This window comes from Variovorax sp. RO1, assembly GCF_002849325.1.
In the GTDB taxonomy this organism is placed as follows: Bacteria; Pseudomonadota; Gammaproteobacteria; order Burkholderiales; family Burkholderiaceae_C; genus Variovorax.
This window is the reverse complement of record NZ_PKMT01000002.1, coordinates 740440-762297: the sequence shown is the minus strand read 5'-3', so window position 1 is coordinate 762297 and position 21858 is coordinate 740440. Positions and strand designations below refer to the sequence as shown.

Genomic DNA, 21858 nt, shown 5'->3' with positions numbered 1-21858 from the left:
CGCAGGCTCGCTGCGCCCCTCCCTTTTCCCCTCCGACCGACCGGCATGACCCGACTGGATTCCCCCACTTCCCCCGCCTCGCCGGCCGCCGGCGCGCTCACGCTCAACGACCGCGTGGCCGAGCTGATTCGCCAGAAGATCGTGAAGGGCGAGTTTTCGCCGGGGCAGCGGCTGTCGGAGGCCGCGCTGGCCGACAACCTGGAGATTTCGCGCAACACCCTGCGCGAGGTGTTCCGCACGCTGACCAAGGAAGGCCTGCTCAAGCACGCGCCGAACCGCGGCGTGTTCGTGGCTGTGCCGAGCATCGCGTCGATCATCGACATCTACCGCGTGCGCCGGCTCATCGAGTGCCAGGCGCTGGCGCAGGCCTACCCGCGCCACCCCGCCAAGAAGCACATGCGCGAGGCGGTCGAGATGGCGCTGAAATGCCGCGACGCCGGCGACTGGCTGGGCGTGGGCACGGCCAACATGGAGTTCCACAAGGGCATCGTCGAGCTGGCCGACAGCGAGCGGCTCAATGTGCTGTTCGCCCACATCCTGGTCGAGCTGCGGTTGGCCTTCGGGCTGCTGAAAGACCCGGAGTTTTTGCACGCGCCCTACGTGGACATGAACACGAAGCTGCTCGAACTCATCGAGGCCGGCAAGTTCGCCGAAGGCTCGGCGGCGCTGAACGACTACCTCATCCACTCCGAGCGCATCGTGCTGGCGGTGTATGCGCGGCAGATGCCGGACGGCGGGCTCGACAACTAGTTGAACCAGCCCGCGCCGCGCGGCGCGGGCTGCCGCGCTAGCGCTCCTTGCCCATCATCAGGTCGGGCAGGAACGTCACGATGCTGGGGAACAGCGTGACCAGCGCGATGCACAGCACGAGGCAGAAGAAGAAAGGAATCGCTGCCTTGGCGATCACGTTGCTGTCCTTGCCTGTCATGTTCTGCAGCACGAACAGGTTGAAGCCCACGGGCGGCGTGACCTCGGCGATCTCGACCAGCAGCACCACGAAGATGCCGAACCAGACCAGGTCGAAGCCTGCCTTCTGGATCATCGGCAGCACCACGGCGCTGGTCAGCACGATCATCGAGATGCCGTCCAGCGCCGTGCCCAGCACCAGGTACACCACCACCAGCGCGCCGATCAGTGCATAGGGCGACAGGTGCATGCTGTCGACCCACTCGGCCAGCTCGCGCGGGATGCCGGTGAAGGCCATGGTCTTGGTGAGAAAGGCCGCGCCGGCCAGGATGAACATGATCATGCAACTGGTGCGCGTGGCGCCCATGATGCCGTCCTTGAAGTTCTTCCACGTGAGGCTGCGTCCGTAGGCCGCAATCGCCAGCGAGCCGAGCACCCCGAAGGCCGCGCACTCGGTGGCCGTGGCCCAGCCCGCCACCAGCACCCAGACGATGAACACGATCAGCAGCGCGCAGGGAATGAGGTTGCCCGACAGCCGGATCTTCTGCATGAAGGTGGTGGGCGGGTCGGCCGGCGGTACCTTGTCCGGATGGCGCAGGCTCCACCATGCGATGTAGCCCGAGAACAGCAGCATCAGCAAAAAGCCCGGCAGGAAGCCGGCCAGGAAGATGCGGATGATGGAAGCGTCGGCCGCCACGGCATACACCACCATCGTGATCGACGGCGGGATCAGGATGCCCAGCGTGCCGGCCGTGGCCAGCGAGCCGATGGCCAGCTTCTCGTCATAGCCGCGGCGCTTGAGTTCGGGCAGTGCCACTTTGGCGATGGTCGCGCAGGTGGCGGCCGACGAGCCCGAGACCGAACCGAACACGCCGCAGCCGAGGATGGTGGTGTGCATCAGCCGGCCGGGCACGCGGTTGAGCCAGGGGCGCAGGCCTTCGAACATCTCTTCGCTGAGCTTGGTTCTGAAGAGGATCTCGCCCATCCAGATGAACAGAGGCAGCGCGGCCAGCTCCCAGCTCGCGTTGCTTTCCCAGAAGGCCGAGAACAGGTTCTTGCCGGGCAGCGTGTTGGTGAAGAAGGCCTGGCCGACCCAGCCGACGATGGCCAGGGTCATGGCGATCCAGACGCCACCGGCGAGCAGCAGAAGCATGATGGCGAGCAAGAGCGCGCCCATGAGCAGGGTTTCGAGCATGGCGTGCGTTCAGAGGTCGGAGGAAAAATCGCCGGCTGCGTGCCGCTCTTCGATGGCCCGCTGGTAGCTCGGCTTCTCGCCGCGCACCACGCCCACCAGCTCATCGAGCATGGCGATCAAGAGCAGCCAGCAGCCGATCACGAAGGCGGACTGCGGAATCCAGATCGGAATGACCACCAACCCTGTGGCCATCTCCGCGAACTCGTAGCTCTCGTACGTGAAGCTGGTGGCCCAGTAGGTCAGGTAAGCCACCGACACCGCCGCGATCAGCAGGCACATCACGTCCAGCACACGCCGCACCTTCGGCGGCACGGCGTCCAGCAGCAGCGTCACGCGAACGAAGTCGCCATGCCGGAAGGCATGCGCCATCGCAAAGAAGGCCGCAGCGGCGCACAGCCAGGAGACGATGTCGTTGAGCCCGCTCACGTGCCAGTTCATCTGACGGCCCACGCCCGCCACGATCATCAGCACGAAGATCAGGAAGACGCAGGACGCACCCAGGGCGCCCGCACCGTCATACAGACGGTCGAGGAAGCGGCGCATGACTGCTTACTTCTTCTTGTAGCTGTCGACGATGGCTGCGCCATCGGCACCGGCGGCCTTGAGCCAGTCCACCTGCATGGTGGCGCCGACCTGGCGCAGGTCGGCGTCCAGCTTGGGCGAAGGCTTGCGCACCTTCATGCCGCGCTCGGCCAGCAGGCGCTTGTAGTCGTCGTTCTTCTCCTGCGCGACCTTCCAGCCGCGCGCTTCGGCGTCGGCGGCGGCCTTGGCGACGGCGGCCTTGGTGGTCGCATCCAACGCATCGAACGCCTTGGCATTCACAAGAATCGCGTTCTTCGGAATCCAGGCCTGCGTGTCGTAGAAGTTCTTGATGTGCTCGAAGGTCTTGGTGTCGTAGCCGGTCGAGCCCGAGCTCATGTAGCTCTCGATCACGCCCGTGGCCATCGCGGCGCTGAGTTCGGCCTGCTGGATCTGCACCGGCTGCGCACCGATGAGTTCGGCGATCTTGGCCGTGGCCGGGCTGTAGGCGCGCCACTTGATGCCGCGCAGATCGGCCACCGAGGCGACCTCTTTCTTGGAATAGATGCCCTGCGGTGCCCAGGGCACCACGAACAGCACCTTGATGCCCTGGGCGGCGAGCAGCTTGTCCATCGCGGGCTTGGAGGCGTCGTAGAGCTTGCGGGCTTCAGGGTACGTGGTGGCCAGGAAGGGCACGCCGTCCAGTGCATAGATCGGGTTTTCGTTGGCGTAGTTGGCCAGCAGGATCTCGCCGGCTTGAGCCTGGCCGCTTTGCACAGCGCGCTTGATCTCGGGCGCCTTGAACAGCGACGCATTGGCGTGCACCGTGATCTTCAGCTTGCCGCCGGTGGCTGCGTCCACGTCCTTGGCGAACTGCGTGATGTTCTCGGTGTGGTAATTGGTCGCGGGGTAGGCATTGGCCAGATCCCACTTGGTCTGGGCGTGGGCGCCGAGGGAGAAGGCCAGGCCTGCGAAGGCGGTGACGACGGCGTGCGCGTAGGGATTTCGCATGGGAACGCTCCGGAAGAAGAAAAAAGAAAGAGAGAGGAAACGAATGCGCAAGGCAAAGCCACGGCGTGCAGTGCATGCACGCCGTGGTGCCGACGGCCCAGGGGGCCGGACCGGCTATTCCTTCTTCTTGGGGGCCAGCTCGAGCGGGCTGGCCGGCAGGTCGGAGCGCCGGGGCTCGGGCTTGTCCGCGACCTTGCAGTCCTGGTCCTTGAAGGGGCCGGCCTCGCGCACCCAGTCGGGGCTGATCGGATGCTGCGCGCAGACGGCCTTACCGCTGACCTTGTTGCGCATCAGGTAGAAGCTCTCGGTGGGTTGCGCCAGGGCCGCGCCCGACAGCGCCAGGCCGACGATGCCGATGAAGAGTTGGTGTTTCATGTCCATGCCTTCTTGTGATGCAACGTTGTCAGGGTGCCGGCGCCGACAGGGTCTTTGCCATCGCGATCACCAGGTTGCGGCCCTGGGCCACGATGGAGTCGCGGAAGCCCTCGAAGGTTGCATCCGTGATCTTGCCGTCGCTGCCCGCGCCGAAGCGCGTCATGACCGGCGTGTGGATGTGGCCGGCGGGAATGTTCAGCTTGAAGGTGTCGCGCAGCAGCGTGTTGCGGTACGCGCTGGCATTGGAGAGGTAGTTGCCGCCGCCGCCCGTGCGGGCGCAGTTGTTGTCCAGCGGGCCCAGCGCGTCTTTCTTGCACGGCTGCACGTTGTAGGTGTCGCGCCGAATCACGCTCCAGCCGCCCGGCGTTTCGGTGTCGCGGTTGATGACGCCCTCGCCGGTCTTCGCGTCGATCATGGCCTGGAACGGCAGCGTCGACACCGTGAACTGCGGCGGCGTCTCCTTGGCCCAGGGCCGCGGCAGGAAGCCGAGCCAGCGCTCCGGCGGATAGATGTCGCAGTCGAGCACCGACGGAAACCTGTCGCCGTCCATGCAGGCGGGCCAGACGTTGTCGTTGCCCGGGATGCTGGCCAGGTGGTAGCGGCCGTTGAAGTGCTCCAGGTGGAAGGCCCCACCGCCCTGGCTCATCGAGATGGATGCGTCCACCCGCTTGGGCCCGGGCTTGAACCACGGCCCCAGCGTGTCTTCCTGCATGCCCTGCAGGAAAGGCGGGTAGTTCACGGGCAGGATGAAGGTGCGGATGACTGCCGTGGTGCCGTCGCCCAGCGCCACGGTGTTGCCGTCCAGCGAGAGGATGGTCGCGCCCGAGGGATTGCCGATGCGGATGTTCGGGTTGTCGTGGACGCCCGGCGTGCCCAGCGTGAAGGGATCGAAGCCGCTGACCAGGATGCGCTTGTGGCCCGCGCCTTCCGGGAAGTCGATCGCGTACTGGCCGCGCGACGCACGCTCGAATTCGTTCTCCAGCGCGGCGCGCTGTGCGTCGTCGAGCGGGAAGTCGGGCTTCCACTGGCGCAGCGCAAGCGTCATGGTCAGACGCGCCCAGTACAGCATGCGGTCGTCGCTCTGCGGCAGGCTGCCCTCGACCTTGCGGCCCTGCACCCGGTCCACCGCAGCCTGCCACAGCTGCTGACCCTCGGCCTTCAGCAGGACCACGGCCGCGTCGTAGCTCGACGCGCCGGCCAGGCCATCCTTGCACAGCTTGAGCGCGAACGCCGGCCCGAACTTGTCGAAGCCGCTGTCCTGCAACAGCTGCTGCGAGAAGCTCGCCGCATCGCTGGCGCTGAGCTTGTTGGGCAGGCGCTGCTCTTCGTACGAGGCCGCGACACCGGTGTCCATCGCGCACTTGGCCTGGATCGCCGGCGGCGCGGGTGGTGGGGGATTCGTCGTGGGGGGCGGTGCGGGCGGTGGTGCGTTGGCAGCGGCGATTGCTGCTGCCATGGCCGCAACGGTGGCCGGGTCAGGCCCGCCACCTCCGCCGCCGCCACCGCCACCGCATCCCGCCAGTACCGCCGCGCAGATACCCAGCCCCAGTGCATTCCGACGCCAGGAGACGCCGCCCTGCGGGACGCCTACCGCGTCCCTCGCTTCGCAGTCGTCCCCCGCAGAGGGGCTCGGATGAAAGTCGCTTGCCATGACGAATCGCTCCCATGAATGTGATGTGCAGACCAGGAAAGCCTCGCGGCCGGTTGCCGTGAGCCTCGGAAATTGGTCAACAGGAGCATCGATCTTGGTCTCAACCGTTCGATCTTGGTTGAGCTTGAATTGATGTTTTGTTGAACAATTAAACGGATGATGCCCCACCATATTCGCCATGAAATTGGTGCAAACCCGCGAGATGAACGACGCGCTTGCCAACGCCGAACGGCGCGTGTCTCCGTGATTCGTGGGGTGTGCGCGAGGGCAAACGAGCACCGCAGGCAGCGCGGCGCGCCACCCCGGACTGCTGAAATAATGGTCACCCCGCCACACCCGCCGCCGGATGCGCCATGACCCTGTCCGCCTACCTGCTGTTCCTCCCCGCCTGCTTCGCCATCAACATGGCGTTCGGCCCCAACAACCTGCTGTCGGTCACCAACGGCGCGAAGCACGGCGTGTCTCCCGCGGTGATCGCGGCGAGCGGCCGGCTCGTGGCCTTCGCGGTCATGATCGCCATCGCGGGCCTGGGCATGGGCGCGGTGCTGGTGGCTTCAGAGTTGGCCTTCGATGTCATCAAGTACATCGGCGCCGCGTACCTCGTGTGGATCGGCATCCGGCTGCTGCGCGCGCCGGCGCCCACCGCCGAAGTGGGGGCGCACGAGGCTGCGCCGCCGTCGATGCGTGCGCTGGTGCGCCAGGAGTTCACCGTGGCGGCCGGCAACCCGAAGGCCATCCTGGTGTTCACCGCCTTCTTCCCGCAGTTCGTGGTGCCCGGCGCGTACGCGTCGAGCTACCTGCTGCTGGGCGTGACCTTCCTCGTGTTCGAGCTGGTCGCGATTGCGCTCTATGCGCTGCTCGGCGCGCGCATGCGCCGGCTGGCCAACGGCAGCCGCGCCATGCGCTGGTTCAACCGCATCAGCGGCAGCATGATGGTCGGCTTCGGCTTGATCCTGGCCTTCACGCGCCGGCCGGCTTGATCGACCTCAGGCCTTGAGGTACTCGGCCTTGGTGCCGAGCCAGCGATCGATGTGGCGTTGCGCCAGCTCGGGGTGCTTCTGCAGCATCACCGGCGCGAGCTCGCGCGCCCAGTCGAGCAGCAGCGTGTCGGTCGCGAGGTCGGCAAAGCGCAGCAGCGGCGCGCCTGACTGGCGCGCGCCCAGAAATTCGCCGGGCCCGCGAATCTCGAGGTCGCGTCGCGCGATCTCGAAACCGTCGCCGGTTTCGGCCATGGCCTTGAGCCGCGCACGCGCCGCCTCGCCCACCCGGCCGCTATCGCCCGGCGCATAGAGCAGCACGCAGGCCGAGGCCGCCGCGCCGCGCCCCACGCGCCCGCGCAGCTGGTGCAGCTGCGAGAGGCCGAAGCGCTCGGCATGCTCGATCACCATGAGCGAGGCGTTGGGCACGTCGACGCCCACTTCGATCACCGTGGTGCTCACGAGCACCTGGATTTCGTTCGCAGTGAAGGCCGCCATCACCGCCTGCTTCTCGGCCGTGGGCATGCGCGAATGCAGCAGGCCGACGTGGATGTGGTCGCCGAGCGTGCCGGCGAGTTCGTCGCGCGTCTCGGTGGCGTTGCGCAGGTCGACCGCCTCGCTCTCCTCGATCAGCGGACAGACCCAGTAGACCTGCCGGCCCTGCGCAATCTGCGCCTGGATGCGGTCGATGACCTCGTCGCGCCGGTGGTCGGCCACCAGCTTGGTGACGATGGGCGTGCGGCCCGGCGGCAGCTCGTCGAGCGTGGAAACGTCAAGGTCGGCGTAGTAGCTCATCGCGAGCGTGCGCGGGATCGGCGTGGCGCTCATCATCAGCAAGTGGGGCTCGAGGTCACCGCCGGCCTTGCCGCGCAGCGCGAGGCGCTGCGCGACGCCGAAGCGGTGCTGCTCGTCGATGATGGCCAGTGCGAGCTTCTTGAAGCGCACCTTCTCCGAGATGACCGCGTGCGTGCCGATGACCAGCGCGGCCTCGCCGCTCTCGACGGCGGCCGACATCTCGTCGCGTTCCTTCTTCTTCTGACTGCCCGTAAGCCACGCTACGCGCAGGCCGCGTTCGGCCAGCAGCGGATCGAGCCAGCCGACCAGCTTGCCGAAGTGCTGGGCCGCGAGGATTTCGGTGGGCGCCATCAGCGCGCACTGGAAACCCGCGTCGATGGCACGCGCCGCCGCCAGCGCAGCCACCACGGTCTTGCCCGAGCCCACGTCACCCTGCAGCAGGCGGTGCATCGGAATCTGGCGGTGCAGGTCGGCCGTGATCTCCTCGCCCACGCGCTGCTGCGCGCCGGTGAGGCCGAAGGGGAGCACGGCGAGCAGTTGCGCGTGCAGCGAACTCGCCACCGGTTCGGCGGACGAAGGCAGCACCGGCGCACGCTGCGCCGCGCGCTCCAGCCGTGCCTGCAGCTGCGAGAGCTGCTGCGCCAGAAGCTCCTCGGCCTTGATGCGCTGCCACGCCGGGTGGCTGTGGTCTTCGAGCGCGGCGATCGACACGTCGGGCGTCGGGTAGTGCAGGAAGCTCAGCGCGCTGCGCAAATCCCACGCGCCGCGCAGGCCGATCTGCACCGGAATCGTCTCGTCGAGCAGCGCGCGCGCCAGGCCCGAGCGCACCTCGCGCCGCAGCACCGGCTGCGCGAGCCCGGCCACGGTCGAGTACACCGGCGTGAGCGCATTGGGCAGCACCGTTCCGGCCGCCTTGACGGTCGGGTGCATGATCTGCCGCCCCACGAAACCGCCGCGCATCTCGCCGCGCACGCGCACCTTGGCGCCCACCGCGAGCTGCTTCTGCTGCGACGGATAGAAGTTGAAGAAGCGCAGCTGGCAGGTGTCGCTGCCGTCGTCGATGGTGGCGATGAGCTGGCGGCGCGGGCGGAACACCACCTCGCACTCGGTGACCACGCCCTCGACCTGCGCCATGTCGCCGTCGCGCGTGTCGGCCAGGCGCACGATGCGCGTCTCGTCTTCGTAGCGCATCGGCAGGTAGAGCGCGAAGTCGATGTCGCGCACGAGACCGAGCTTGCGCAGCGCGCGCTGCACGAGGCTCAGGCCGGTGCCGGGCGGTTGCGCCGGTGCGGCGGGGGGAATCGGTTCTTTCTTGGCGGGCACGGACAAGGCTTCTAGCGTGGACGGCAAAGGTCCGTCAAGGCGCTGCGGGCGTCGGGGAACATGAACTGGAAGCCGGTGCGCAGCAGCTGCGCCGGCACCACACGCTGGCCTTCGAGCAGCAGGTCGGCCTGCTCGCCCAGCAGCAGCTTCACGGGCGCGGCGGGCGTGGGCATCCAGCAGGGGCGGTGCAGCACACTGGCGGCGACGCGGGTGAAGGCCTCCTGGCCCAGCGCGCCCGGCGCGGTGACGTTGAAGGCCTGCGCGGCGACGGGGTCGGTGGCAGATTCGGTCACGGTCCACACATGCGCGATGGCGCGAATCAGGTCGTGCACATGCACCCACGACAGCCACTGCCGCCCGCTGCCCAGGCGCCCGCCCATGCCCAGCTGCACCGGCATCAGCAGCTGCGGCAGCGAGCCCTGGTGGCCCAGCACGAAGCCGAAGCGCAGGCAGGCCACGCGAACGCCGTGCGCCACGGCCGCGTGCGCGGCCCGCTCCCAGCGCTGGCACAGCGTCGACATGAAGATGTTTTGCGGCGGCGCGTCTTCGGCGAGCTCGGTGGTGTCGCCCTGCGGCTGCACGCCGTAGTAGCCGATGGCGGAGCCCGAGAGCAGCAGCCACGGCTTGCGCGGGCGCGCCGCGATCCATGCGACGAGCTGCTGCGTCAAGCCTTCGCGGCTTTGCAGCAGCTGCTGCTGGCGCCGTGCGCTCCAGCGCTGGCCGAGGATGCGGGCGCCCGCGAGGTTGACGACCACATCGATGGCGTCCGCGGCGGGAATCTGGTCGAGCGATTGCACGCAGCGCACCGCGCCGCCGAAGCCCCAGGCGGCGCCGCGCGCGTCGCGCGTCCACACCGTCACCGCGTGGCCGTCGGCCAGCAGGTGGCGCACAAGGATCTGGCCGATGAAGCCGGTGCCGCCCGTCACCAGCACCTGCTGCGGCTGGGTGCCGAAGCGCACCGGCGCCTCGACGGCGCGTACCTGCGCCTGCTTCTGCTGCTTGAACAGGGCGCGTGCCGCAAAGCCGTCGCGCAGCCCCGAGATGCCCACGCCCACGCCGCACAGCGCCAGGAAGGCGCTGAGCCAGCCGTGCGGCTGCCACACCATCGCCGTCGGTTGGTCTGCCCAGCCGACCGCGCTCATCGCCAGCAGCGCGATGAACGCACCGGCGTTGATGGCCAGCACCGTGTGCGTCACGCGTTCGGTGGGCGGCAGCAGACGGCTGCCGTCTTCGACCACGAAGTCCCACAGCGTGAGCACGATCTCGATGCCGAACACTGCGAGCAACACCCACGCCCACGCGCCGTGCCAGGCCCACGCCGACAGGCCGAGGAACAGCGCGCAATAGATCGACGAGCGCGTGGCATGGATCGCCAGCTCGCGCCCCGCCGTGCCGCGGCGCGGCAGGGCTTCTGTGCCTTCGTGGTGGTAGAGCGTGTCGAAGGCGCCCAGCGCGCCCTGCGCCGCCATGAGCTGCAGGGCCAGCAGGTGCGTGTCGATCATGCGGACACCGCCTGCGGCTCCGGCACTTCTTCGAACACGCCGACCTGCGTGAAGGTGGTGCCCATGAGGCAGTGGCGGATCTCGATGCGGATGTTGAAGCGCTCGGGCGTCTCGTTGTGGTGCCAGAGAAAAGTCTTGCCCGGCGTGAGCAGGCCCGGCAACGGAATGCGCCAGCCGAACAGCTCCCAGAAATAGCCGTCGCTCTGGAAATGCAGGCTGCCGTTGGCTTCCACGCTCAGCACCAGCTTCATGCCCAGCCCCATGCCCACGTACTCCAGCACCTCGCCGCGTTCGCTCTCGCGCATGAAACTGGTGAACTGGATGGGTTGGCGGCCATGGAGGCGGTAGATGCGCTGCTTGTAGATGGCCGGGTCGTCGGGCCGGGCGTAGACCTGGATCTCGACCGGGAAGTGGCTGTCGCTGTAGGGGATCAGCGCGCCCTGGATCATCGGCTGCGTGAGGTGCCCCAGCAGCTTGCCGAAGCGCGAGCAGCGCAGCTCGCTGAGCGCGCCCAGGTAATGCAGCGCCTTGCCCGGCAGAGGGTTCTTGTCGAAGCGCCGACGGATGTCGGGGTGCAGGCCCATCCAGGCGCCGCCCAGGATCTTCTTGAAGAGCTCGCCTTCGGAAGGAGGGGCAGGGGCTGGCGTGACGCGCGCGACAAAGGAATCGACCATGCGTCGATTCTGCCTCGGCAACCCCGGGCCAACCCCGAGCGGCGCCCGTGATTCCGGGCCATGGGACAATCGCCGCTCTCCGCCTTTTTCCCTTTCCCATGCCTCCTTGGCACGGGCCCGTCCGGCCCTCAAGCACCATGCGCGCCTTCACGCTTTCCGATTTCGATTTCCATCTGCCGCCCGAGCTGGTGGCCCAACACCCGGCCATCGAACGCACTGCCTCCCGTCTGCTCGACGGCACCGGCGACGCCCCGGTCGACCGCATCTTCAAAGCACTGCCCTCGCTGCTGCGCGCGGGCGACCTGCTGGTCTTCAACGACACGCGCGTGGTCAAGGCGCGCCTGTTCGGCGAGAAGCCGACCGGCGGCAAGCTCGAGCTGCTGGTCGAGCGCGTGCTGCAGGGCCACGAGGTCGTGGCACACATGAAGGTCAGCAAGAAGCCGCCCATCGGCACCACGCTCGAGATGGTCGGCGGCTTCCGCGCCACGCTGCTCGGCCGCTGGCCCGAGGAAGACGGCGCGCTGTTCCGCTTCGGCTTCGAGAGCGACGCCGGCGAAGACCCCTACGCGCTGATGCAGCGCTGCGGCCACGTGCCGCTGCCGCCCTACATCACGCACACCGACTCGGCCGACGACGAGAGCCGCTACCAGACCGTGTTCGCACGCGTGCCCGGCGCGGTGGCCGCGCCCACGGCTGCGCTGCATTTCGACGAAGGCCTGCTGGCCGAACTCGAAGCGCGCGGCGTGCAGCGCGCCAGCGTCACGCTGCACGTGGGCGCCGGCACCTTCCAGCCGGTGAAGACCGAGAACATCGCCGAGCACACGATGCACGCCGAGCGCTACGAAGTGCCCGAGGCCACGCAGCGCGCCATTGCCGAATGCAAGGCACGCGGCGGGCGCGTGGTTGCCGTGGGCACGACCACGGTGCGCACGCTCGAGTCGTGGGCGAAAAGCGGCGAGGCCACGGGCGACACGCGCATCTTCATCACGCCGGGCTTCACCTTCGCACATGTCGATGTGCTGGTGACCAACTTCCATTTGCCGAAGAGCACGCTGATGATGCTGGTCTCGGCCTTCGCGGGTTATGAGCACGTGATGGCGCTGTATTCCCACGCCATTGCCCATCAATACCGCTTCTTCAGCTACGGCGACGCCATGCTGCTCGCACGGACCCAGGACTGAACGACATCATGCTGAACTTCGAACTCCTCAAGACCGACCCCGACAGCCACGCGCGCCGCGCCACGCTCACCCTCAACCACGGCAAGGTCCAGACGCCGATCTTCATGCCCGTGGGCACCTACGGCACGGTCAAGGGCGTGATGCCGCGCAGCCTCGAAGAGATGGGTGCGCAGATCATCCTGGGCAACACCTTCCACCTGTGGATGCGCCCGGGCCTGGACGTCATGGCGAGCTTCGGCGGGCTGCACCAGTTCGAGAAATGGAACAAGCCCATCCTCACCGACTCGGGCGGCTTCCAGGTGTGGTCGCTGGGCGCGATGCGCAAGATCAGCGAAGAGGGCGTGAAGTTCGCGTCGCCCGTCAACGGCGACAAGCTGTTCCTCACGCCCGAGGTCTCGATGCAGATCCAGACCATCCTGAACAGCGACATCGTGATGCAGTTCGACGAGTGCACGCCCTACGACACCAAGGGCCACATCACGACCGAGGCCGAGGCGCGCATCTCGATGGAGCTGAGCCTGCGCTGGGCCAAGCGCTGTCAGACGGAATTCGCGCGGCTCGAAAACCCCAACGCGCTGTTCGGCATCGTGCAGGGCGGCATGTTCGAGAACCTGCGCGAAGAGTCGCTGGCCGCGCTGGTCGACATGGACTTTCCCGGCTACGCCATCGGCGGCGTGAGCGTGGGCGAGCCCAAGGAAGAGATGCTGCACATCATGGGCCACACGCCGCACCGGCTGCCCGCGAACAAGCCGCGCTACCTGATGGGCGTGGGCACGCCCGAAGACCTGGTGCAGGGCGTGGCCGACGGCGTCGACATGTTCGACTGCGTGATGCCCACGCGCAATGCGCGCAACGGCACGATGTTCACGCGCTTCGGCGACCTGAAGATGCGCAACGCGCGCCACAAGAGCGACCCACAGCCGGTCGACCCGAGCTGCACCTGCCATGCCTGCGCGGGCACCTCGGGCGTGAGCTGGAACGACGGCGGGCGCGAAGGCTTCAGCCGCGCCTACCTGCACCACCTCGATCGCTGCGGCGAAATGCTCGGCCCGATGCTGTGCACGATCCACAACCTGCACTACTACCTGAACCTGATGACGGAGATCCGCGCGGCGCTCGACGCGGGCACCTTCACGGCGTTCCGCGCGCAGTTCAAGGCCGACCGCGCACGCGGCGTCTGACAACCGGCGCGGCGGTGTTCGGGTAGGCTTGCGGCCATGACATCCGCCGCTGCTCCTGCTTCTGTCTACACCGCCCGCTACCCCTCGCTGGCCGGCCGCACCGTGTTCATCTCGGGCGGCGCCAGCGGCATCGGCGAATCGCTGGTGCGGGCCTTTCATGCACAAGGCGCCAAGGTCGGCTTCTGCGACCTCGACACCGCCGCCGGCAGCGCGCTCGCCGCGCAGCTGCAGGGCGCGCACCCCGCGCTGTTCGTGCCCTGCGACGTGACCGACACGGCCGCGCTCGCCGCTGCCATCGACGCGGTGCGCCAGCGCTTCGGGCCGGTGTCGGTGCTGCTGAACAACGCAGCCAACGACCGGCGCCACGAATTGGCCGACGTGACGAGCGACGACTTCGACCGCCTCGTGGCCGTCAACTTCAAGCACCAGTTCTTTGCCGCGCAAGCGGTGGCCGACGACATGCGCGCGCTGGGCGGCGGCTCGATCATCAACTTCGGCTCGATCAGCTGGCTCATGAAGGGCCGCGGCTACCCGGTCTACCAAGCCTGCAAGGCGGGCGTGATCGGCCTCACGCGCTCGCTGGCGCGAGACCTGGGCAAGCAGAACATCCGGGTCAACACGATCATGCCGGGCTGGGTGATGACCGAGCGGCAGATCCAGCTGTGGGTGAAGCCCGAGTCGGGCGCGGAAATCGACGCGGCGCAATGCCTGCCGGGCCGCGTGATGGCGGAGGACATTGCCGCGATGGCGCTGTTCCTCGCGGCCGACGATTCGCGCATGTGCACGGCCCAGGACTACGTGGTGGACGCAGGCTGGACCTGAAGCGCTTCAACGGTCGCCCCAAAGAAAAAGCCCGGCATGCCGGGCTTTTTGCTGCGTGGGTGGCGGGACGGATCAGTCGCGCAGTTCGGCGGGCAGCGTGCCGCCATTGGCGGCGATGCGGGTCATCACCTGCTTGTGCAGGCCGATGTTCCATTCGGCCGAACCCGGTTCGCCGTTGCTGTAGAGAATTTCGCTGGCCAGTTCCTTGCGCGCGGCGAGGCTGCTGTCCAGGCCCAGCAACTTGAGCAGGTCGACGATCGAGGTGCGCCAGTTCAGGCCGGCGGCACCAGGCATCGCGTCCAGGACGGCGGGCACGTCGCCCAGCGGGATCGCAGGCGGCGGTGCGACAGCGGCCGGCGCGCCGGGTGCAGCCGCCGGCGGTGCGGCGACGACTTCAGCGGCGTTGGCCGACGGAAAAATCTTGGAAAAAATCTTGCCGAAAATGCTCATGGGTGTGCTCCGTCAATGTGAATGGGAAAACCCGCGGCACGGCGTTGCGTGTCGCAGCCCGGGGTTGTAGCACGACCGTGCGGCGCTTTCGCTACGTGGCCGGCTGAACCGGCGTGCCCGGCGTGACCGATTGCGCAGTGCCGGTCACAGGTGTGTGCGGCGCCTGCGTTGCGGCCGCGGCGGTTCCGCAGGCGTGGCAGAACTTGGAGAACGCGCTCTTGCGCGTGCTGCAGTGGCCGCAGTGGTCGAACAGGCCGATGCCGCAGTGCGGGCAGAAGTCGATCTCGTTGTTCTTCAGGTCGACCGGTCGTTCGCAGCCGGGGCACACGCTCTTGCCCAAACGCGCCAGCGCCACGTCGTAGCTCAGCTCTTCGCGGCGCACCTGGTCGGGCTGCTGTTCAGCGAGCTTCTGGCGCGCCAGGTAGCGGTTGAGCGCAATGATCGCGTAGCGCCCCACCAGCACCGTGAGCACGATGCCCACCACGTAGCGCACATAGCCGCCGTAGCTCGGCAGGTAGGGCACCAGCTCGACGAAGAAGGCAAACAGCGCGAAGAAGATGAAGCCCCACACGAAGGGCCAGTAGGTGCTCTTGCGCTTCTTCACGAACAGCCAGCCGGCCACCAGCAGCAGCGGCAGGGTCAGCGCGAGCCGGTAGGCGAACACGCGCAGTTCGATGCGGCGGTATTCGGCGTCCAGGCGCTCTTGCGCGGCGTGCTCCAGCACGCTCAAGGCTTCGCGCGCACGCTGCTCGGCCTGGCGCGCGTCGAGCGCAATCTGGCGCTGGGCATCGGCCTTGCGCTGCGCCGCGTCTTCCTTCTGCTTGAAGGCGTCGAGCGCCTTGGTGCGCGCGATGAGCTCGGTGTCCTGGTCGGGCTGCGCGGTGGCGCGGCGCGTGGCGATCCAGTTGCCGAAGGTCTCGCGCGCGTTGGCGCTGGCCTGCTGCGCCGTGTTGAGCTGCAGCTGCGCCTGGTCGAGGTCGCGCGCGGCCTGCTCCTCGGCCTTTTCAGACGCCTTGATGGTGGCGCGCAGCGGCTCGGCCGCCGGCTTGTCGATGAAGTCGTCGAGCACGCGCACGCGCTCGACCTGCGGCAGGTCGCCCACGATCGTGCTGCCCAGCCCGATCAGGAAGCTCGCGAACACGAACGCCACCAGCCACAGGCCGCGGCGGAACCACTTCTCGGACAGGCGCAGGGATTTGCTCATGGTCTTTCCTTCGTTCTTTCTTTTCTTCGCTGCTTGTCTTTGCTCAGAGCTTGAGTGTGACCGGCGCCGCACCCAGCCCCGCGCGCGGCAGCCAGGTGAACACCGAGTCGACGGTCACGGTCTCGATGCGGTCCGAAAACCGCTTCTCGTTCGGATGATCGTCAAAAGCGATGTTGGCCGAGCCCACGCGCCCGCCCAGGCGGGTCAGCGGGCCGAGGGTCAGCGTGGTCGGCTCGTAGCCCTTGAACTGCAGCCAGGCCTGCGCCTGCGCACGGGTGCCGATGGTGGCGGGCTCCATCGCGGCGGCCAAGGTTTCGAGCGCCCACTGGTTCGACTGCTGGTACTTCTGGCCCCAGGCGTAGCTCACGATGCTGTAGGGCGCCACGTTCAGGCGCACGAGGCGCGCATCGGGCTCGCGCACCGCGGCCAGCAGCTGCGCCTGCACCGCAGGCGTGGGCACGGACCAGGCGGCCTCGTAGCGCCACAGGTCGTCGAGAAAGAACTCGCCCAGCCCCTGCCGGTAGACCGCGGCCACCGCCGTGCCGCAGTGGTTGAGCTTGTGCACCACGCGCCACGGACCTTCGTCGGTCTTGTAGGCGATGCCCAGGTGCGAATAGCGCAGGCCGTACTTGCTCAGGTCCTGCCCGGCACGGGCCAGGATGACGACGCGCGCGCCGCTCGCATCGAGCTGTTGCGACGTGCGCTCGGCCAGCTGCATGCCCTTGACGATCAGCGCCGGCGTCGGCTTGACCTGTTCGCACGAGCGGCCGGCGTTCGCCTGCAGCGGCAGCACCGCTGCGATGGCGAACGCCAGCAGCAGCAGCGCAGGGCGCACGGCGGGTTTCACGACAGTCTTTCGTTGTGGAGCAGAGCGCGGCCGACCGCGTTGGGCACGAAGGCCAGCACCTCGCCGGCGGCCGAGAGCACGACACCCGTGCCGATCACGCTGACGACCACGGCCGTGCCGGCAACCACCGACACGCCGCGGGTGGCGCGCCCCATCACCTTGACGCTGGCGCGAGCGCCGTCCGAGGCGCGTTCGAGCAGGTAGACGGTGCCGTCGACCGAGGCCTCGACCGCGATCACCGTGAGCACCGAACCGCCCACCGAGAGCGCCGCGGGCACGGCCACCACCGCGGTGGCCGATGCACCGACGACAGACGCAGCACCGACCACCGAGGCCACGGGCAGCAGCGACAGCGCGGTCGAGGCCTCGCTCTGGGCCTGCGCGGGCAGCGGCGTCGCCACACCCGCGAATGCGGCGCAAGCGGCGAAGGCCAGGGCGGCCATCGACTGCGTCAGGGTGGTCTTGCGCGACGCCGGCAGGCTGCGCGGGATGATCGAAACGGTGGGGGAAGAGAGGGGTTGCATGAAGGCCTCGCGGCGCAGTGAAGGTGAGCGAATGATGGTTCGCCTTCACGCCGCGGGGCTCGGATACTTCAACCAGTTGCGGCGCTGGCGTCCCGCAGTATCCCGACGAGATACTTCCGCCCCCCCGCGCCGCGCGCGTCAGGAGGCCAGCAGGCCGGCCACGCGCTGGCGCAGCGTCTCGGGCTGCACCTCCTGCGGCGGCACGGGGTGGCCGACGCGCAGGCCCACGCGGCTGAAGAAACCGCGGCGGAACGGCTTGGCCATGGCGACCTGGTGGCCGCCGCGCAACTCGATGCGGCTGAAGTACGAGCCCCAGAGATTGGTCAGCGCCATCGGGATCACCGGCGGCTCGATGCCTTCGGCGCGCGCGCCCTCGAGGATCTTCATCACGCCGCCCTTGAAGGGCTGCAGCTCGCCATCGCGCGTGATCGCGCCTTCGGGGAAGATCGCGAGCAGGTCGCCCTCGCGCAGCACGCCGATGGCTTTTGCAAAGGCCGCCTCGTACGCGGCCGGGTCTTCCTTCTGCGGCGCGATCGGAATGGCCTTGGCCAGCTTGAACAGCCAGCCGAGCACCGGCACCTTGAAGATGCGGTGGTCCATGATGAAGCGGATGGGGCGTGGGCTCGCGGCCATCAGCAGCACGGCGTCGATGAAGCTCACGTGGTTGCACACCAGCACGGCGGCGCCCTCGGTGGGAATGTGCTGGTCGTCCTTGATGTCGAAGCGGTACACGAAGCGCGACAGCACCCAGGCCACGAAGCGCAGCAGGTACTCGGGCACCAGCATGAAGATGTAGAACGCCACCACCGCGTTGGCGATGCCGGTGAACAAAAAGATCTGCGGAATGGTGAAGCCCGCGCCCAGCAGCGCGCCCGCCAGCACCGAGCTGCCGATCATGAAGAGCGCGTTGAGGATGTTGTTCGCCGCGATGATCCGCGCGCGGTGCGTGGGCTGGCTGCGCAACTGGATCAGTGCGTACATCGGCACGCTGTACAGGCCCGCGAAGAGCGACAGCAGCGCGAGGTCGGCCATCACGCGCCAGTGCGCGGCCTGATGCACGAAGGCGCCCAGGCCCATGCCGGCCGAAGGCGGCAAGGCGCGCGAGGCAAAGTACAGGTCGATCGCGAACACGCTCATGCCGATGGCGCCCAGCGGCACGAGGCCGATCTCGACCTGACGGCGGCTCAGCGTCTCGCACAGCAGCGAGCCCACGCCGATGCCCACCGAGAACACCACCAGCAGCAGCGACGCGACCTGCTCGTCGCCGTGCAGCACTTCCTTCGCGAAGCTCGGGAACTGGCTCAGGAACACCGCGCCGAAGAACCACATCCACGAGATGCCGAGCAGCGAGCGAAACACCACGATGTTCTCGCGCGCCAGCATCAGGTTGCGCCAGGTTTCGCTGAAGGGGTTCCAGTTGATGACCAGGCTCGGGTCGGTGGCCGGCGCGGGCGGAATGGCCTGCGCCACGCCACGCCCCACCAGCGCGAGCAGCAGGCAGGCCACGGCCACCGTGGTGTGGCCGATCTGCGGCATCGCCACCAGCAACCCGCCCGCCACCTGGCCCAGCAGGATGGCGACGAAGGTGCCCATCTCGACCATGCCGTTGCCGCCCGTGAGCTCGCGCGAATCGAGCACCTGCGGCAGGTAGGCGAACTTGACCGGCCCGAACAGCGTGGAGTGCAGCCCCATGAGGAACACGCAGCCCAGCAGCACCACCGCGTCGGCGCGCACGAAGCCCCAGGCGGCGATCACCATGATCGCGATCTCGAGGTTCTTGACGAAGCGGATCATCTTCGTCTTGTCGAACTTGTCGGTCAGCTGCCCGGCCGTGGCCGAGAACAGCAAGAAGGGCAGGATGAACAGCGCACCGATCACCAGTCCCGCCATCGCCGGCGGCATCCAGCTCAGTTGCAGCTGGTAGGTCACCATGACGGTGAAGGCGAACTTGAAGAGGTTGTCGTTCGCGGCCCCCGCGAACTGGGTCCAGAAGAAGGGTGCGAAGCGCCGCTGGCCGAGCAGCGCGAATTGGTTGGCGTGGGCGTTGGCCTCATGAACCACGGGCGCGGGTGCGGCGGCGGCGGGGGTTGTCATGCGATGCAATCTCCTCTTTGTCTTCTACCGCTGCGCCACGGCGTTCCCGTGGTCAGGCCGCGTCATGCCGCGATGGCGGCAGGGTCGGGATTGTGCCGCAGCAGGGTGGCGCGCCAGCCCTTTTCGAGGCGGTACAGCGCCATCAGCACGGGCAGGCCGGCCATCGACGCCACCAGGTGCTTGAGCGTGTGGCCCGACACGAGGTGGCCGGTGGCTTCGTAGATGGCGTGGTCGCCCAGCTCGAAGGCTTTGGCCACCACGTAGAACGCGATCACCCAGCCCAGCTTGAGCCCGACGGCGCCGCGCATCGGCGTGGTCAGCGCCAGCGTGAGCACCACCGCCATGCCACCGAACTGCACCAGCGCCCAGGGCAGCACGTTGCCGGTTTCCTGGCAGACCTCGGCCGCCAGCAGGCCGGCCGTGAGCACGAACCAGGCAGCGGGCCAGCCGGCGCGCTGGCTGACGCGCTCGCAGACGGCGATGCCGATGAGGCCCGCGAAGGCCACGGCCATGCCGGCACGGTCGGCGGCGAGGCGGGGCGCGTCGGGCAGCAGGTGATAGAAGGCCGAGCCGGCGGCGGTGGCGATCAGGCCGGCGAAGAACAGCCAGGCGCAGTCCAGCGTGTTGTCGGGCGGATCGTTGGCGGGCGGCGCCAGCGGGAACCCGGCCAGCGCCTCCTGGTGCGAACGGTCGATGCGGTTGAGCCGGTACAGCCCCAGGCAGCCGATCACCAGGAACGGCAGGTTGCTCAGCACGTCCATGGCGTTGGGCAGGTGCAGCAGTGGCCGGTTGTCGGCGAACACCGCGGCAATCGCCACGTCGGCGGCGGGCAGCGCCGGGCCGAAGAAGGCGACGAGCAAGAGCAGCGCGAAGGTGAACAACAGTCCGCGTTCGCGGCGTGTCAGGGTGGGCAAAAGCATGGCGTTCCTCGGTGGGGGTGGTGTCTGGCGGGTGGAATTTAGTTGCCAGCCCTCCCCCAGGCATCGAGAATCGATACGAGGCACTATTTCACTCCCTTCGGTATCCTTTTCCTATACCTTCAACCCGCACTGCCACCTACATGAGTACCACCGTCGACCTGGTCCAGGCCCTCAAGAACGAACTCAAAAGCGCCCGCATGACGTATGCCGACCTGGCCCGGTCGCTGGACATGGCGGAATCCAGCGTCAAGCGCATGCTGGCCAAGAGCGACATGCCGCTGTCGCGCGTCGACGCGATCTGCCGCGCCCTGAAGATCGATTTCGCCGAGTTGGCGCGGCGCGTGGCCGACGCCCAGCCGCTGCTGAAGGAGCTGACGCACGAGCAGGAAAAGGCCGTGGTCAAGGACAAGAAGCTGCTGCTGGTGGCGATCAGCGTGCTGAGCCAGTGGACGCTGGAGCAGATCGTGGCGTCGTACCGGATCACCGAGCCCGAGTGCATCGGCTGCCTGGCGCAGCTGGACCGCATCGGCATCATCGAGCTGCGCCCGCTCAACCGGTACCGCCTGAAGCTCGCGAAAACCTTCCGCTGGCGCCCGCACGGCCCGGTGATGGAGTTCTTCCGCGAGAACGTGGTGCTCGACTACTACAAGGGCGGTTTCGACGGCCCGGCCGAAGGCCTGCTGCTGGTGCATGGCTCGATCAGCCGGTCATTGGCACCGGCCTTCCTGGAGCGGCTGCAGCGCGTGGCGCAAGACTTCGCGCAGCAGCACCAGACCGACCAGAAGCTGTCGGCCAAGGACCGCGAGGGCTACACCCTGCTGCTGGGCATGCGCAACTGGGAGTTCGAGGCGTTCACTCGACTCCGCAGAAACTAAGGCTTGGCGGCTTCCAGCGCGTCGCGCGTGGTGCGCGCGGCGTTCTTCGCCGCGTCGGCGAAGTCTTCGCCCGACGAGGCGTAGATGATCGCCCGCGACGAGTTCACGATGATCGGCGCGTCGGCGCGCCAGCCGGCGCGCACCGTGGCAACCGCGTCGCCGCCCTGGGCACCGACGCCCGGGATCAAGAGCGGCACCGTCGGCGCGAGTTCGCGCACGCGCTCGATCTCGGCCGGGTAGGTCGCACCCACCACGAGGCCGAGCTGGCCGTTGAGGTTCCACGGGCCCTGCGCCAGGCGGGCGACATGCTCGTACAGGAAGGGCTGGCCCTCGACGCTCGCCAGCCGCTGGCCCTGCAGGTCGGAACCGCCGGGATTGCTGGTGCGACACAGCAGGAAGGCGCCCTTGCCTTCGTGCTTGAGGTAAGGCGCGACCGAGTCGAAGCCCATGAAGGGCGACAGGGTCACGGCGTCGGCGCCGTAGCGCTCGAAGGCTTCGAGCGCGTACTGCTCGGCGGTGGAGCCGATGTCGCCGCGCTTGGCATCCAGAATGGTGGGCACATGGGGCGCGTTGCGGCGCATGTGCTCCATCAGGCGTTCGAGCTGGTCTTCGGCGCGGTGGGCCGCGAAATAGGCAATCTGCGGCTTGAAGGCGATGACCAGGTCGGCCGTCGCGTCGACGATGCGCGCGCAGAAGTCATAGATGCGGCTGGCGTCGCCCTTGTACGCCCCCGGGAATTTGGCGGGCTCCGGGTCGAGGCCCACGCAGAGCAACGAACCGTTGGTTTGCTGCGCGGCGGCCAGCTTGTCGAGGAAAGTCATGGGGCCCGATT

At 68.0% G+C, this 21858-nt stretch carries 21 protein-coding genes; 6 read left to right on the top strand and 15 right to left on the bottom strand.

Annotated features, from left to right (window positions below; translation table 11 throughout):
* The first annotated feature begins 45 nt into the window (after window positions 1–45).
* Window positions 46–750, top strand: a complete 705-nt coding sequence (locus CY658_RS14765) for a GntR family transcriptional regulator (protein WP_257884871.1) — start codon at window positions 46–48, stop codon at window positions 748–750.
* Window positions 751–787: 37 nt separating this feature from the next.
* Here the strand turns inward: CY658_RS14765 and CY658_RS14760 are convergent, their stop codons facing one another.
* The 5 genes from CY658_RS14760 to CY658_RS14740 form a co-directional block, all read right to left on the bottom strand.
* Window positions 788–2101, bottom strand: coding sequence for a TRAP transporter large permease (locus CY658_RS14760; protein WP_101490914.1), 1314 nt, complete (start codon window positions 2099–2101; stop codon window positions 788–790).
* Window positions 2102–2110: 9 nt separating this feature from the next.
* Window positions 2111–2644, bottom strand: coding sequence for a TRAP transporter small permease (locus CY658_RS14755; protein WP_101490913.1), 534 nt, complete (start codon window positions 2642–2644; stop codon window positions 2111–2113).
* Between the two features lie 6 nt (window positions 2645–2650).
* A complete protein-coding gene (locus CY658_RS14750; protein ID WP_257884870.1) occupies window positions 2651–3631 on the bottom strand; it encodes a TRAP transporter substrate-binding protein in 981 nt (326 codons plus the stop codon).
* A gap of 114 nt (window positions 3632–3745) precedes the next feature.
* The gene (locus tag CY658_RS14745; RefSeq protein WP_225616844.1) at window positions 3746–4006 is read right to left on the bottom strand and encodes a hypothetical protein; all 261 of its coding nucleotides are present in this window, start codon (window positions 4004–4006) and stop codon (window positions 3746–3748) included.
* Between the two features lie 28 nt (window positions 4007–4034).
* Window positions 4035–5462, bottom strand: a complete 1428-nt coding sequence (locus tag CY658_RS14740) for a hypothetical protein (protein WP_257884869.1) — start codon at window positions 5460–5462, stop codon at window positions 4035–4037.
* Between the two features lie 548 nt (window positions 5463–6010).
* On the opposite strand from CY658_RS14740, the gene CY658_RS14735 reads away from it, so the two are divergent.
* Window positions 6011–6637, top strand: coding sequence for a LysE family translocator (locus tag CY658_RS14735; RefSeq protein WP_101490911.1), 627 nt, complete (start codon window positions 6011–6013; stop codon window positions 6635–6637).
* A gap of 6 nt (window positions 6638–6643) precedes the next feature.
* On the opposite strand, the gene recG is transcribed toward CY658_RS14735, so the two are convergent.
* From recG to CY658_RS14720, 3 genes are read right to left on the bottom strand one after another with little or no spacing between them, the layout of a single operon-like run.
* Complete coding sequence (gene recG, locus CY658_RS14730) at window positions 6644–8752, bottom strand: ATP-dependent DNA helicase RecG (protein WP_374221111.1); 2109 nt, start codon at window positions 8750–8752, stop codon at window positions 6644–6646.
* An 11-nt stretch (window positions 8753–8763) separates the two neighbouring features.
* Window positions 8764–10254 (bottom strand): TIGR01777 family oxidoreductase, encoded by a 1491-nt coding sequence (locus CY658_RS14725; RefSeq protein WP_101490909.1) that lies wholly within the window; start codon window positions 10252–10254, stop codon window positions 8764–8766.
* The gene (locus tag CY658_RS14720) at window positions 10251–10928 is read right to left on the bottom strand and encodes a DUF4166 domain-containing protein (protein WP_101490908.1); all 678 of its coding nucleotides are present in this window, start codon (window positions 10926–10928) and stop codon (window positions 10251–10253) included. The genes CY658_RS14725 and CY658_RS14720 overlap by 4 nt, the downstream gene beginning before the upstream one ends.
* A gap of 137 nt (window positions 10929–11065) precedes the next feature.
* Between CY658_RS14720 and queA the strand changes: the two genes are divergently transcribed.
* From queA to CY658_RS14705, 3 genes are read left to right on the top strand one after another with little or no spacing between them, the layout of a single operon-like run.
* Entirely contained in the window at window positions 11066–12109 is a 1044-nt protein-coding gene (gene queA, locus CY658_RS14715; protein ID WP_101490907.1) for a tRNA preQ1(34) S-adenosylmethionine ribosyltransferase-isomerase QueA, read from the top strand.
* Window positions 12110–12117: 8 nt separating this feature from the next.
* Window positions 12118–13290 carry a tRNA guanosine(34) transglycosylase Tgt gene (tgt, locus tag CY658_RS14710; RefSeq protein ID WP_101490906.1) on the top strand — a complete coding sequence of 391 codons (1173 nt, stop codon included), beginning with the start codon at window positions 12118–12120 and terminating at the stop codon, window positions 13288–13290.
* A 36-nt stretch (window positions 13291–13326) separates the two neighbouring features.
* On the top strand, window positions 13327–14112 hold the full coding sequence (locus CY658_RS14705) for an SDR family NAD(P)-dependent oxidoreductase (protein ID WP_101490905.1): 786 nt from the start codon (window positions 13327–13329) through the stop codon (window positions 14110–14112).
* Window positions 14113–14184: 72 nt separating this feature from the next.
* Here the strand turns inward: CY658_RS14705 and CY658_RS14700 are convergent, their stop codons facing one another.
* From CY658_RS14700 to CY658_RS14675, 6 genes are all read right to left on the bottom strand, one after another.
* Window positions 14185–14562, bottom strand: a complete 378-nt coding sequence (locus CY658_RS14700; RefSeq protein ID WP_015867813.1) for a DUF3597 domain-containing protein — start codon at window positions 14560–14562, stop codon at window positions 14185–14187.
* A gap of 91 nt (window positions 14563–14653) precedes the next feature.
* The gene (locus CY658_RS14695) at window positions 14654–15766 is read right to left on the bottom strand and encodes a serine endopeptidase (RefSeq protein WP_101490904.1); all 1113 of its coding nucleotides are present in this window, start codon (window positions 15764–15766) and stop codon (window positions 14654–14656) included.
* Between the two features lie 43 nt (window positions 15767–15809).
* Window positions 15810–16613 carry a DUF2145 domain-containing protein gene (locus CY658_RS14690; protein ID WP_101490903.1) on the bottom strand — a complete coding sequence of 268 codons (804 nt, stop codon included), beginning with the start codon at window positions 16611–16613 and terminating at the stop codon, window positions 15810–15812.
* On the bottom strand, window positions 16610–17056 hold the full coding sequence (locus tag CY658_RS14685) for a hypothetical protein (protein ID WP_257884902.1): 447 nt from the start codon (window positions 17054–17056) through the stop codon (window positions 16610–16612). The genes CY658_RS14690 and CY658_RS14685 overlap by 4 nt, the downstream gene beginning before the upstream one ends.
* 219 nt (window positions 17057–17275) lie before the next feature.
* The gene (locus CY658_RS14680) at window positions 17276–19231 is read right to left on the bottom strand and encodes an MFS transporter (RefSeq protein WP_101490901.1); all 1956 of its coding nucleotides are present in this window, start codon (window positions 19229–19231) and stop codon (window positions 17276–17278) included.
* Window positions 19232–19293: 62 nt separating this feature from the next.
* Window positions 19294–20151, bottom strand: coding sequence for a hypothetical protein (locus tag CY658_RS14675; RefSeq protein WP_101490900.1), 858 nt, complete (start codon window positions 20149–20151; stop codon window positions 19294–19296).
* Window positions 20152–20291: 140 nt separating this feature from the next.
* Between CY658_RS14675 and CY658_RS14670 the strand changes: the two genes are divergently transcribed.
* Complete coding sequence (locus CY658_RS14670; RefSeq protein WP_099793925.1) at window positions 20292–21026, top strand: helix-turn-helix domain-containing protein; 735 nt, start codon at window positions 20292–20294, stop codon at window positions 21024–21026.
* On the opposite strand, the gene pyrF is transcribed toward CY658_RS14670, so the two are convergent.
* The gene (pyrF, locus tag CY658_RS14665) at window positions 21023–21847 is read right to left on the bottom strand and encodes an orotidine-5'-phosphate decarboxylase (RefSeq protein ID WP_056577070.1); all 825 of its coding nucleotides are present in this window, start codon (window positions 21845–21847) and stop codon (window positions 21023–21025) included. The two genes, CY658_RS14670 and pyrF, sit on opposite strands and share 4 nt — an antisense overlap.
* Window positions 21848–21858: the final 11 nt, after the last annotated feature.

Bases quoted from the DNA above. Each gene is read 5' to 3' on its own strand.
- CY658_RS14760 (WP_101490914.1), bottom strand. From the start codon at position 2,101: ATGCTCGAAACCCTGCTCATGGGCGCGCTCTTGCTCGCCATCATGCTT.
- CY658_RS14675 (WP_101490900.1), bottom strand. From the start codon at position 20,151: ATGCTTTTGCCCACCCTGACACGCCGCGAACGCGGACTGTTGTTCACC.
- CY658_RS14725 (WP_101490909.1), bottom strand. From the start codon at position 10,254: ATGATCGACACGCACCTGCTGGCCCTGCAGCTCATGGCGGCGCAGGGC.
- CY658_RS14670 (WP_099793925.1), top strand. From the start codon at position 20,292: ATGAGTACCACCGTCGACCTGGTCCAGGCCCTCAAGAACGAACTCAAA.
- CY658_RS14755 (WP_101490913.1), bottom strand. From the start codon at position 2,644: ATGCGCCGCTTCCTCGACCGTCTGTATGACGGTGCGGGCGCCCTGGGT.
- CY658_RS14680 (WP_101490901.1), bottom strand. From the start codon at position 19,231: ATGACAACCCCCGCCGCCGCCGCACCCGCGCCCGTGGTTCATGAGGCC.
- CY658_RS14685 (WP_257884902.1), bottom strand. From the start codon at position 17,056: ATGGCCGCCCTGGCCTTCGCCGCTTGCGCCGCATTCGCGGGTGTGGCG.
- CY658_RS14765 (WP_257884871.1), top strand. From the start codon at position 46: ATGACCCGACTGGATTCCCCCACTTCCCCCGCCTCGCCGGCCGCCGGC.
- tgt (WP_101490906.1), top strand. From the start codon at position 12,118: ATGCTGAACTTCGAACTCCTCAAGACCGACCCCGACAGCCACGCGCGC.
- CY658_RS14740 (WP_257884869.1), bottom strand. From the start codon at position 5,462: ATGGCAGCAGCAATCGCCGCTGCCAACGCACCACCGCCCGCACCGCCC.
- queA (WP_101490907.1), top strand. From the start codon at position 11,066: ATGCGCGCCTTCACGCTTTCCGATTTCGATTTCCATCTGCCGCCCGAG.
- CY658_RS14735 (WP_101490911.1), top strand. From the start codon at position 6,011: ATGACCCTGTCCGCCTACCTGCTGTTCCTCCCCGCCTGCTTCGCCATC.
- CY658_RS14700 (WP_015867813.1), bottom strand. From the start codon at position 14,562: ATGAGCATTTTCGGCAAGATTTTTTCCAAGATTTTTCCGTCGGCCAAC.
- CY658_RS14695 (WP_101490904.1), bottom strand. From the start codon at position 15,766: ATGAGCAAATCCCTGCGCCTGTCCGAGAAGTGGTTCCGCCGCGGCCTG.
- CY658_RS14750 (WP_257884870.1), bottom strand. From the start codon at position 3,631: ATGCGAAATCCCTACGCGCACGCCGTCGTCACCGCCTTCGCAGGCCTG.
- CY658_RS14745 (WP_225616844.1), bottom strand. From the start codon at position 4,006: ATGAAACACCAACTCTTCATCGGCATCGTCGGCCTGGCGCTGTCGGGC.
- CY658_RS14720 (WP_101490908.1), bottom strand. From the start codon at position 10,928: ATGGTCGATTCCTTTGTCGCGCGCGTCACGCCAGCCCCTGCCCCTCCT.
- CY658_RS14705 (WP_101490905.1), top strand. From the start codon at position 13,327: ATGACATCCGCCGCTGCTCCTGCTTCTGTCTACACCGCCCGCTACCCC.
- pyrF (WP_056577070.1), bottom strand. From the start codon at position 21,847: ATGACTTTCCTCGACAAGCTGGCCGCCGCGCAGCAAACCAACGGTTCG.